The organism is Streptomyces albidus (ex Kaewkla and Franco 2022) (assembly GCF_013870515.1).
Lineage (GTDB): Bacteria > Actinomycetota > Actinomycetes > Streptomycetales > Streptomycetaceae > Streptomyces > Streptomyces albidus.
Genome location: NZ_JACBXA010000195.1, coordinates 1 through 11,403 on the forward strand (window position 1 = coordinate 1; position 11,403 = coordinate 11,403).

Genomic DNA, 11,403 nt, shown 5'->3' on the forward strand with positions numbered 1-11,403 from the left:
GTCCCGCATGATCGTGCAGCGTCCGGGAGGTGCGCGGGTCGGCGAGCACTCACCGGCATCGCGCAGCACCTCCTCGTCCAGGCGTGACTCCCGCTCCAGCGTGGCGAGTTCGCCGTCGATGTCGCTGCAGCGCTGCTCCGCCCGCCGGGCGGCGTTCAGGGACCCCAGCTCCTGGCGTGCCTCTCCGGCGAACTCGGCAAGGCTCTCGGCGGGAGCGTCCCGCAGGTGCGGCGGCATGAGGCCGCGGCTTGCGGCATCCGCCGCAGTCGCCTCCGTGTGGGCCCTCACCGCCGACTCGCGCAGGGCGACGGCCGGGGCGACACCGGCTGCGGCACGGGCGCGCTCCAGCCGTTCCCGCGTCAGCTCCCGCTCCTCGGCGCGCAGCGCGAGCTCACGTGCGCGTCGCTCCGCGTCCTCGTATCTCCGCTGCCGGCGGGCGAGTTCACGCGTGGTCTCCTGCTCCGCCGTCGCAGCGGCGTGGTGCTCCTCGGCGGCGGCAGCAGCGATCGTGGCGATGTCCAGGCGCTCACGTGCACTCGTACGCGCCATGGCCGCCCACTCCAGTACGGCGGAGGTGAGGCCCGGGTCGCCCGGTGCCGGCACCCCGCCTGTGCCGTTGCGCTGCAGCCCGCGCGCCGGGCGGCCGGAGGTGCGGGCGCGCTGGTCCGGAAGGGTCCGAGGGGCGTCCGGTGCGGGCTCGCCGGTCTCCGACGAGGCGGCGGAGAAGGGCAGTTGGTCCAATCCGGCGTCGGGTCCCCCGCCGCTGCCCGTGCCGAGCGCCTGGCGCATCCGGTGGAGCAGGCCGAGCAGCGCTTCGTCGCCCGCTCGCACCTCCTCCTGCGCGCTTCTGCGCATCCGCGCCAACTGCTCCTCGGCGGCGGCGAATCGGCCCGTGTCGAAGAGCCGCCCGAGCAGCTTGGCCCGGTCCTCGGCATCGGAACGCAGGAACCGCGCGAAGTCTCCCTGCGGGAGCAGGACCACCTGGCAGAACTGGTCACGGCTCATGCCGGTCAGCTGTGCGATCTCCTCCGCGATCTCCTGGTGCGAGCGGCTGAGCGCCCGCCATTCGCCTTCGGACGCGTCGAATTCGCGCAGCCAGGACTGGGCCCGCTCCCGGGTGTGGCCGGTGCCGCGCCTCTTCGGCCGGCTCTGCTCAGGGCGTCGGGTGATCTCCAGGCGGCGTCCGCCGACGGTGAGGTCCAGCACCACTTCGGTGAGGGTGCCCGGCGCGGCGTGGTCGCTGCGCAGCGTGCCCCCCGGCTGCTGGCGGGCCCCGGGGACACCGCCGTAGAGCGCGAAGCAGACGGCGTCGAGGACGGACGTCTTGCCGGCGCCCGTCGCCCCGTGCAGCAAGAAGAGCCCGGCGGCGGAGAGTTCGTCGAAGTCGACGTCCTGGGTGGAGGCGAAGGGGCCGAACGCGGTGAGGGTCAGTCGGTGCAGCCTCATCCGGCGGCCCCCAGAACCGCCGGGTCACGCCCCTTGCCGGACTCCCGCTGCGCGCGGGCGAGTTCGCCGCTGTCGGCCTGCGCGTACGCCTCGTCCCGGGCCTCCTCCACACGGGCGGCCTCGATGGCCTCTCCCAGCATCTCCCGCTCGTCGGCGTCGGCCGTCCGACCGGTGCGGACGTGCCCGACGAAGTCCTCGGCGATCTCCTGGTCGCTGCGGCCGCGCAGGCGGCGCGCGTACGAGGTGTGCGTGCCCGTCTCCTCGCGCTCGGGTGCGAAGACGAGGCTGACGACGTGCGGGAAGCGGGCCGCGAGGCGGGCCATGGGGGCGTGCGGACGTGCGGAGTCGGTGAGGGTGACCTCGACCCAGGACTCCTCGTGCTGTGCGTGGGCGGAATCCTCGAGCAGGTCGTCGAGGGTGCCCCGCAGCCGCGCCAGGGGGCGGGGCACGGGGCAGGTCACACGCTCCGAGGTCACCGCACCCTCGGCGTCGAGGTCGATGAGCCACATGGACTTGCGGTGTGCGGTCTCGGAGAAGGAGTAGGCCAGGGGCGAACCCGAGTACCGCACGCGGTCGGTGATCCTCTGGCAGCCGTGCAGATGGCCGAGCGCGGCGTAGTCGACGCCGTCGAAGACCGAGGCCGGGACGGAGGCGACACCGCCGACGGTGATGTCCCGCTCGCTGTCGGAGGATTCACCTCCGTGGACGAAGGCGTGCGCGAGCGCGACGGAACGTGTGCCGGGCGGCCGCCCCTCGAGATCGGCGCGCACCCGGCCCATCGCGGCCTCGAGCACGGAGGTGTGACCGGTGCTCTCGGCGCCCAGGGCGGCCCGGACGAGCGTGGGTTCGAGGTAGGGCAGCCCGTAGAAGGCGACGTCGCCGTGCTCGTCGGAGAGCAGCACGGGTGTGCCGCAGCCCTGGGGGTCGGTGCGCAGATGGACTCCGGCGTGCTCCATCAGACCGGAGCCGACGCCCAACCGCCGGGCGGAGTCGTGGTTTCCGGAGATCATCACCGTGGGCACGCCGAGCTCCGCGAGGCGGTGCAGGGCGGTGTCGAACAACTCGACGGCGGCCAGGGGCGGCACGGCACGGTCGTAGACGTCGCCGGCGACGGCCACGGCGTCGACTCGCTGCTCCTCGACTGTGGCCAGCAGGTGATCGAGGAAGTCCCGCTGGGCGTCGAGAAGGCTGATGCGGTGAAAGCTCCGCCCCAGATGCCAGTCCGACGTGTGCAGCAATCTCACAGCAGTGCTCCCACCCGCACTCGTGCTCTCCCCGGGCCGAATTCGATTCGGATCACCACTGGTCTATCAGCCGGCACTGACAAACGCGCGGACCGGCCCGTGGCGTATCCCTCCCGATGTCCCTCCCGATGCTGCTCGAAGCCGCCCTCGAAGCCCCCTCAAACACTGCCGGAGCATGGGCAGTTGAGGCGGGCCGGGAACCGTCGCGGCGTGGCGGAGAACCTGATGCGACGTCAGTCAGCGACGGGCGCGCGCCGCTCACCGCACGACCGGGTGCGTGCCGGTCCGTTCACTGTCCGGCGGGACGGAGCCGCAGCCCCTGCATGCCGCCGTCGACCGCCAGGTCGGTGCCCGTCGTCGCGCCGGAGAGCGGCCCGGCCAGGTAGCACACGGCGGCGGCGACCTCCTCCGCGGAGACCAGCCGGCCGGTGGGCTGCCGGGCCTCCAGCGCCGCCCGCTCCGCACCGGGGTCCGGGGCGGTCTCCAGCAGCCGTCCGATCCACGGGGTGTCGACGGTGCCGGGGTTGACGCAGTTGACGCGTATGCCCTCCCGTATGTGGTCGGCGGCCATCGCCCTGGTCAGAGCGAGCACGGCGCCCTTGCTCGCGGAGTAGAGGGCCCGCTGCGGGAGACCCGCGGTGGCGGCGACGGAGCAGGTGTTGACGATCGCGGCGCCGTCGCCTTCCGCCGCCGCACCCCGGCGCAGCAGGGGCAGTGCGGCTGCGCTGACGCGGGCGACGCCGGTGACGTTGAGGTCCAGGACGCGCCGCCACTCCTCGTCGTCGTTGTCCTCGACCGTGCCCTGGGCTCCGATGCCCGCGTTGTTGACCAGCACGTCCAGGCGTCCGTAGCGCTTCTCGACGGCGGCCATGGCATTCGTGACGGAGTCGCGGTCGGTGACGTCGCAGGTGATCCCGAACAGGTCCTCGGGCAGCGCGTCACCGGCCAGGTCGAGCACGCACACCTGCGCGCCGCGCCGCGACAGCTCCCGGACCACGGCCAGCCCGATGCCGGACGCCCCTCCCGTCACGGCGGCCGTCCGCCCGCTGAACTCGCCTTCGGAGGTTGCCGCTTGCTGAGCCATCCTGCTTCGCCGTCCTTCGTACGTGCCCTGATTCGAGCCTTGCGGTGACGCCGGGAGCGGGCCGGGCCGCTCCCGGCGTCACCTGATGGTGCGCTCAGGAGAGCGTAAGGCCGGGCTCGTACATGTCCATCCAGAGGGCGAGGTCGATGATGTGCTCCAGGCCGTGCCGGTGCCCCGGCGGGATCTGCTCACTGTCCGCCGTGGCCGCCTCCTTCAGCCAGTCGCGGCTGACGAGGTCGAAGAGCCGGTGGGAGGGCCGGGCCAGGATCTCCTCGGCGTTCTTCTGCAGGGCGACGACGTACTGGGGGTCCTGCGTCGAGGGGTAGGGGCTCTTGACCCGCTCGTAGACCGAGCGGGGCAGGACGTCGGCGGTCGCCTCCCGCAGCAGGCTCTTCTCCCGGCCGTCGAAGGACTTGAGGTTCCACGGGGTGTTGTAGACGTACTCCACCAGCCGGTGGTCGCAGAAGGGGACGCGCACCTCCAGACCGACGGCCATGCTGGCGCGGTCCTTCCTGTCCAGCAGCACGCGCACGAACCGCGTCAGATGGAGATGGCAGATCTTCCGCATGCGGAAGTCGAAGTCGCTCTCGCCGTCGAGGCGTTCGATCCCGGAGACGGCCTGGGCGTAGCCGTCGTCGACGTACGTGGAGAGGTCCAGCGCGTTCCTCACGTCCTCGGTCAGGAACCGCCCCTGCTCGCCGATCATCTGGGCGAGCCCGGCGAGCCAGGGGAACGTATCCGCGCGGCGGGCCTCGGGGTCGAAGAACTGCTTGTAGCCGCCGAAGACCTCATCGGCGGACTCTCCCGACAGGGCGACCGTGGAGTGCTCGCGTACGGCCTTGAAGAGCAGGTGCAGGGACGTGTCGATGTCGCCGAAGCCCATGGGCAGGTCGCGGGCCCTGATCGTCCGCGCCCGCACGTCGGGGTCGGCCAGTTCGGCGGAGCTGAGCACGATGTCCTGGTGCTGCGTCCGGCTGTCGGCGGCCACGTCGTGCACGAACGGTCCGTCGGGGGTGGCCCGCAGCTCGTCGGCGACGAAGTTGTCCGTGTGGCCGACGAAGTCGACGGCGAAGCTGCGGACGCTCTCGCCCTGGGCGGCCAGTTGCCGTGCGGCGATGCCTGTCAGGGCGGAGGAGTCCAGTCCGCCGGAGAGCAGCGTGCAGCGCGGCACGTCGGCCACCAGCTGGCGGCTGACGATGTCTTCGAGCAGGTCACGGACGTGGGCGACCGAGGTGTCCCTGTCGTCGGTGTGCTCGCGGGTCTCCAGCGTCCAGTAGGCGGTGGTGCGGACGCCTGTACGGCTGACCGTCACGACGGTGCCGGGTTCGACCTCCCGCATGCCCTCCCACACCGCGTGGCCCGGCGTCTTGATGAGGGTGAACAGCTCGCGCAGACCGTCGAGTCCGACCTCGCGGCGGGCCAGCGGGTTGGCGAGGATGGCCTTCGGTTCCGAGCCGAAGAGCACCCCGTCCTCGGTGGCGCTGTAGTAGAAGGGCTTGATTCCCATACGGTCGCGGATCATCACGAGCTTCTGCTCACGCTCGTCCCAGATCGCGAAGGCGTACATGCCGTTGAGGCGTTCGGCGACGGCCTCGCCCCACTCCAGATAGCCGTGCAGGACCACCTCGGTGTCCGAATCGGTCGTGAACCGGTGGCCGCGGGCACCCAGTTCCCCGCGCAGCTCCTCGAAGTTGTAGCACTCCCCCGAATACACCATGGCGACGCTCTCACCCGAGGGCCTCTCGGTGCTCATCGGCTGGCGCCCGCCCGGCAGGTCGATGACCGCGAGCCGCCGGTGACCGAGTGCTGCGGGCCCCGATATCCAGGTACCGCTGTCGTCCGGCCCGCGGCAGGACATCGTCTCGGTCATCGCCTCGACGGTCTTGTGCTCCGGCGCCAGATCGCGCCCGAACGAGATCCAGCCGGCGATTCCGCACATCTTCTTCCTCCGATTCCGGGGCGGCCGGAGCGTCGTCCCGGAGTACGGCACGGCGCCACGGGAGGCACGCCGTGGGAGACGGCCGGCCCCTCCGGGCGAGACAGTTGTATAGGGCACCTATATGCCACCAGCCCTGTCCGTCCCGGTCAACCTGCACAGACGGGCAGCGATGCCTTTCGGCCCGTCCGGACCGGCTTCGCCTGCGGGTTCACCCGAGGCGGGCGCCCGGCCGGCCGGCGTCCTCGGGCGGGCCTCCGGTCGTCCTTCCCGACGCCAGGTCCTTGGGCCGGCCACGCTGATAGAGCAGGACGGTGATGACCAGGCCCGTCACGAAGAATCCCGCAGCCCACCGGTAGGCGGTCGCATAGCTGTGCACGGCGGCCTGCGCGAAGAGGTTCGGTGTGCGCGGGTGGCTGCGCGCGTAATCGGTGGCCGCGGCGGCCGCCATGGTGTTGAACAGGGCGGTGCCGATGGAACCCCCCACCTGTTGCATCGTGTTGACGGTGGCGGACGCGACGCCCTGGTCCTGCCGCGCGACGCCCAGAGTCGCCAGGCTGATGGCAGAGGGCATGACCAGGCCCAGCCCCACACCCAGCATCACCAGGGGCGGCAGCACATGCGGGACGTACGAGCTGTGCAGCCCGAGCGGGGTGAGCCACACCAGCCCTCCCGCAGCCAGCGCCATCCCGGTCGGCACCACGGGCTTGGGCCCCAGGCGGGGGATCAGCACGTTCGTGGAGAGCTGAGCCGTCACCATCAGGGAGCCGACGAGGGGCAGGAAGGCCAGCCCCGTGGTCACCGGTGAGTATCCGAGCGTCCTCTGCAGATAGAACGTCAGGAAGAGGAACGCCCCGAACATCCCCGCGCCGGCGATGAACACACTGATGAAGGACGCGGCACGGTTGCGGTCGCGCACCACGCGGGGCGGGAGCAGCGGCACCTCCGTGCGCAGCTCCCGCGCGACGAAGCAGGCGATCAGCAGGGCGCTCACGCTCAGCGAGGCCCAGCACCTCCAGTCGCTCCAGCTCTCCGTGTCGGCGCTGGAGAACCCGTAGACCAGGCAGAACAGCCCGCCGCCGACCAGGACGGTGCCGGGCAGGTCCAGCGACGGCCGTGCGGTCGGCTTGTGCGGGGGAAGGATGGTCAGCGCGAAGATCACCGCCACCACGGCGATGACCACATTGACGTAGAGCGTCCACCGCCAGCTCAGGTGTTCGGTCAGCACCCCGCCCAGCAGCAGCCCGATGGCGCCGCCGGAGCCCGCGATGGCTCCGAAGACGCCGAACGCCCTGGAACGTTCGCGCGGTTCGGTGAACGTGGTCGTCAGCAGGGACAGCGCGGACGGGGCGAGGAGCGATCCGAACATCCCCTGGACGGCGCGGGCGCTGACGAGCGCGGTGAAGCTGCCCGCGGCCCCGCCCAGAGCGGAGGCAACGGCGAAGCCGATGAGCCCGGTCACGAAGGTGCGGCGGCGCCCGAAGTAATCGGCCAGGCGCCCGCCGAGCAGCAGCAGGCTGCCGAAGGCGAGCGTGTACGAGGTGATGATCCACTGCCTGCCGTCGTTGGAGAAGTGCAGATCGCGCTGTGCGGACGGCAGGGCGATGTTCACGATCGTCGCGTCCAGCACGACCATCAGCTGGGCGAGCCCGATGACGGCCAGGGCCCACCAGCGGTGCGGCGTGTGCTCCTCCGGCTCCGACGCCGAGGGGCCGGAAGGGGAACCGCCGGTTGGCGGGTCGGCCGGGCTCTCGGGCATCCACGGACCTTTCGGCAGCACGGCGTGGTGACGCCGATCCTCCGCGCCGCCATCAGGGCCTCGCGCCCGTGACGGAACGCTTCGCATTCGTCACGGTATGTCCGCCCTCATCGGCTCGCAAAAGCTCAGGCGTCGTCGTACGCCTCGCCGCCGAGTTCGAGCTGCGCCGTGCCCGCCGTGCTGTCGGCCAGCCAGCGGCGGAAGTCGCCGAGGTCGGCCTCGGGGAGCCCGAGCTCGATCGCCACCTCGGCCCCGTACGTCACCTCCCGCACGGATCGGCCGCTCGAACGAAGGTCGTTCTCGAGCCTGCCCGCGCGCTGGTGGTCGGTGGTGACGGTGACGAGCCGGCAGGGCCGGCGCACGCGCGTGCCCACCGCGTCCAGGGCCTCGCCGACCGCGCCGCCGTACGCCCGGATCAGACCGCCCGCGCCCAGCTTGGTACCGCCGAAGTAGCGGGTGACGACTGCGACGGCGTACCGGATGCCGCGACGGGTGAGCATCTGCAGCATCGGCATCCCCGCGGTGCCGCCGGGCTCGCCGTCGTCGCTCGCCTTCTGCACGCCGCCGTCCGCACCGAGGACGTAGGCCCAGCAGTTGTGGCTCGCTCCGGGGTGCTCCCCACGGACGCGTGCGATGAACGCGCGCGCCTCCTCCTCGGTCGCCACCGGAGCCAGCGCGCACAGGAAGCGCGAGCGGCTGACCTCCGTCTCGTGGACGCCCTCACCGGCGACGGTGACGTACTGCTCATGCATACGGAGGACTCTACGCAGGGCCCGAAGGCAACGAGCTCGGGCGGGAATCACCAGGGCGGTGCCGTCCGTTGCACTGGTCATGTACGCAGACCAGGAGACGGTACGCAGGATTCTGACCGAGTCCGGAGACACATGGGCGGTCGTCGGGCTGTCCGGCAACACGGCGCGCGCGGCTTACGGCGTCGCGGGCGTCCTTCAGCGCTTCGGGAAGCGCGTGGTACCGGTGCATCCCAAGGCGGAGACGGTGCACGGCGAGAAGGGCTACGCCACTTTGGCCGACGTCCCCTTCCCCGTGGACGTCGTCGACGTCTTCGTCAACTCGCAGCTGGCCGGGAAGGTGGCTGACGAGGCGGTGGAGATCGGGGCGAAGGCGGTCTGGTTCCAGCTCGACGTCGTCGATGTGAGTGCGTACGAGCGCACACGCGACGCGGGGCTGGAGATGGTCATGGACCGCTGTCCGGCGATCGAGATCCCGAAACTGGGATGAACCGCGTCAGGAGAGGCGGCTATCCTCCGGCGGCGTGATCCCGATACGCATGGCCCTCCCGCAGGACGCCGCGGAGCTCGTGCGGCTGCGCCGCCTGATGTTCGCCGCGATGCACGGCCGCGACGAGCCGGGGCCGTGGGAGCGCGCGGCCGAGGAGCTCGCCCGTCGCCAACTCCGCACCCGGCCCGGCACGGAGCCGCTTCTGGGTGCCTTCGTCGTGGACGGCGACGAAGGGGGCGAGCCTCACCTCGCCGCCTGCGCGGTGGGCAGGGTGGAGGAGCGGCTGCCCGCTCCCGGACACGCGGCCGGGCGCTTCGGCTTCATCTTCAACGTCTGCACGGACGAGCGCTATCGAGGTCGCGGCTACGCGCGGGCGACGACCGAGGCGCTGCTGGACTGGTTCGCCGCCCGCGACGTCACCCGGGTCGATCTGCACGCGACCGAGGAAGCCGAACACCTCTACCGCGCCCTGGGGTTCGGAGAACACTCCATCGCGCTCTCCCTCGATCTGAGCTCCCGGCGCTGACGCGGCCTGACCTTCCCGCGGTGACGCGGCCGAGACCCCGCGTCAGATTCCCAGCCCCGCCAGGACGAGAGCGCCCGGCAGTTCGGCCAGTGCCTTGCCGGGGACGATGAGCTTGCCCCTGCGGCGCCCGCTGCCGATCAGCGTCCAGGGCAGTTCGGTCACGGCGGCGTCGATCAGCACCGGCCACCCCGCGGGAAGCCCGATGGGCGTGATGCCCCCGTACTCCATGCCCGTCTCCTCCACGGCCGTGTCCATCGGCGCGAACGAAGCCTTGCGCGCCTCCAGTTGACGGCGCACGGCACCGTTGACGTCGACACGGGTACGGGAGAGCACCACGCACGCGGCAAGGGTGCGCTCGCCGCCGCGCTTCGCGGCGACCACGACGCAGTTGGCCGAGGTCTCGTGCAGATCGGCGCCGTAGGTCTCCACGAAGACGGCCGTGTCGGCCTTCTCGGGGTCGGTGTCCACGTAGAGCAGCTGCTCCGCAGGCACCGCGCCCTTCCAGGCCCGCACGGCCTCGGCGGCCGGCCCGGTGAAGTGTGCGGCGTCGGCGGCGGGATCAGCCGAGGTGAAGTCTCCGATGGGTGCGCGCATGCGGCGCACGCTAACACCGCCCGTCAGCGGACGGCGTGCGGCCTCATCGCGGTGGGGGCACCGAGACGGCCATCGTCATCTCGACGGGTTCACCGCCGTCGTTGCGGTAGCCGTGCGGCACGCTCGACTCGCAGGAAGCCGAAGTCCCGGCCGGCAGGCGGTAGTCGCTTCCCTCCACGCTCAGCACGAGCTCGCCCGCGGTCACGTGCACCAGCTCGGTCGTGCCCGCGGGATGCGGGTCGGAGTCGCTGCCCTCGCCGGGCATCAGCCTCCACGACCACAGCTCCAGCGGGCCCGGCGCCTCCGCACCGGCCAGCAGCGTGCTGTGACTGCCCGCGGGGGTGGACCACAGCCGGACGGCCTGCTCCGCGGGGACCAGCCGCACCTGCGGTTCCTGATCGAAGTCGAGCAGCGTGGTGATGCTGACGCCGAGGGCGTCCGCCACCTTGACGACGGTGCCCACGCTGGGGTTCGTACGGGCCTGCTCGATCTGGATGAGCATCCCCCGGCTCACACCGGCCCGGGCCGCCAGGGCGTCCAGGGTGAAGCCGCGCTCCTGGCGCCAGCGCTTCAGGTTGCGGGCGAGGGACTGCGTGAGGTGGTCGAGGTCCGTCACGGTCTCGGTACCGTCCAATATTTTGGATGACAGAGTTCAGTTCGCTAAACTACGGTGCACTGGACTTCCGTGTTCACGTCACTGTACTGCGAGGTGTCTCCATGACCGCCGCCCTGGCCCTGGTCACCAGCCTGATGTGGGGGCTGGCCGACTTCGGCGGCGGGTTGCTGACCCGTCGCATGCCGGCACTGACCGTGGTCGTCGTCTCGCAGGCGCTCGCGGCCGGCGTGCTCGGCGCGATCGTGATCGCCACCGGAGGCTGGAGCGAGTGGGGCGGCCACCTGTGGTTCGCCGCCGCCGCGGGCCTCGTCGGCCCGGTGGCCATGCTCACCTTCTACAAGGCGCTGTCCCAGGGGCCGATGGGTGTCGTCTCCCCCCTGGCCTCGCTCGCCGTGGTGGTTCCCGTCGCCGTCGGGCTGGCGCTGGGCGAACGCCCTGGGTGGCTCCAGGCCGTGGGCATCACCGTCGCGGTGGCCGGCGTCGTGCTGGCAGGAGGGCCGGAGCTGCGCGGCGCGCCCGTACAGCGGCAGACCATCGCGCTGACGCTCATCTCGGCGCTCGGCTTCGGCATGGTGATGGCCCTCATCGAGCACGCCTTCACCAGCACCCTGGCGGGCCTCTTCCTCGCCCTGTTCGTGCAGCGCGTGTGCAACGTCGTCGTCGGCGGTGCCGCTCTGTTCGTGCAGGTCAAGCGCGGCACACCGGCACTGCCCGTCGATGGGGGGCGGCGCGTCGTCCTCGCGGCACTCCCCGCGCTCGCCTTCGTGGGGCTGGCGGACGTCGCGGCCAACGGCACGTACATGCTGGCCACCGAATACGGCCCGGTCACCACGGCGGCCGTCCTCGCCTCGCTGTATCCGGTGATCACGGCGCTCGCGGCCCGCGGAGTGCTGCGCGAGAGACTGCGCGCGGTGCAGACAGCAGGAGCGGGCCTGGCCCTGTTCGGCACGGTGCTGCTG

At 71.7% G+C, this 11,403-nt stretch carries 11 protein-coding genes; 3 read left to right on the forward strand and 8 right to left on the reverse strand.

Features of this window, described 5'->3' with window-relative positions; all coding sequences use genetic code 11:
* The 6 genes from H5J26_RS23025 to H5J26_RS23050 form a co-directional block, all read right to left on the reverse strand.
* Positions 1–1,446 (reverse strand): AAA family ATPase (locus H5J26_RS23025; protein WP_181767851.1); only part of this gene is annotated, 1,446 nt, incomplete at its 3' end.
* Positions 1,443–2,690, reverse strand: a complete 1,248-nt coding sequence (locus H5J26_RS23030) for an exonuclease SbcCD subunit D (RefSeq protein WP_181767852.1) — start codon at positions 2,688–2,690, stop codon at positions 1,443–1,445. The genes H5J26_RS23030 and H5J26_RS23025, both read right to left, overlap by 4 nt.
* A 289-nt stretch (positions 2,691–2,979) precedes the next feature.
* Positions 2,980–3,774: an SDR family NAD(P)-dependent oxidoreductase gene (locus tag H5J26_RS23035; RefSeq protein ID WP_181767853.1), complete on the reverse strand. Its 795-nt coding sequence runs from the start codon at positions 3,772–3,774 to the stop codon at positions 2,980–2,982.
* A gap of 94 nt (positions 3,775–3,868) precedes the next feature.
* Positions 3,869–5,713 carry an asparagine synthase (glutamine-hydrolyzing) gene (asnB, locus tag H5J26_RS23040; RefSeq protein WP_181767854.1) on the reverse strand — a complete coding sequence of 615 codons (1,845 nt, stop codon included), beginning with the start codon at positions 5,711–5,713 and terminating at the stop codon, positions 3,869–3,871.
* 208 nt (positions 5,714–5,921) lie between these two features.
* A complete protein-coding gene (locus tag H5J26_RS23045; protein ID WP_181767855.1) occupies positions 5,922–7,469 on the reverse strand; it encodes an MFS transporter in 1,548 nt (515 codons plus the stop codon).
* A gap of 125 nt (positions 7,470–7,594) precedes the next feature.
* Positions 7,595–8,221 (reverse strand): YigZ family protein, encoded by a 627-nt coding sequence (locus H5J26_RS23050; protein WP_181767856.1) that lies wholly within the window; start codon positions 8,219–8,221, stop codon positions 7,595–7,597.
* Positions 8,222–8,300: 79 nt separating this feature from the next.
* Between H5J26_RS23050 and H5J26_RS23055 the strand changes: the two genes are divergently transcribed.
* Positions 8,301–8,708, forward strand: coding sequence for a CoA-binding protein (locus H5J26_RS23055; RefSeq protein ID WP_181767857.1), 408 nt, complete (start codon positions 8,301–8,303; stop codon positions 8,706–8,708).
* A gap of 34 nt (positions 8,709–8,742) precedes the next feature.
* Positions 8,743–9,234, forward strand: a complete 492-nt coding sequence (locus H5J26_RS23060; RefSeq protein WP_181767858.1) for a GNAT family N-acetyltransferase — start codon at positions 8,743–8,745, stop codon at positions 9,232–9,234.
* Between the two features lie 42 nt (positions 9,235–9,276).
* Here H5J26_RS23060 and H5J26_RS23065 read toward each other — a convergent pair whose 3' ends face one another.
* Positions 9,277–9,828, reverse strand: coding sequence for a YbaK/EbsC family protein (locus tag H5J26_RS23065; RefSeq protein ID WP_181767859.1), 552 nt, complete (start codon positions 9,826–9,828; stop codon positions 9,277–9,279).
* 43 nt (positions 9,829–9,871) lie between these two features.
* Positions 9,872–10,444, reverse strand: a complete 573-nt coding sequence (locus H5J26_RS23070; RefSeq protein ID WP_181767860.1) for a helix-turn-helix domain-containing protein — start codon at positions 10,442–10,444, stop codon at positions 9,872–9,874.
* 101 nt (positions 10,445–10,545) lie between these two features.
* Here H5J26_RS23070 and H5J26_RS23075 point away from each other — a divergent pair.
* Positions 10,546–11,403 (forward strand): DMT family transporter (locus H5J26_RS23075; RefSeq protein ID WP_181767861.1); only part of this gene is annotated, 858 nt, incomplete at its 3' end.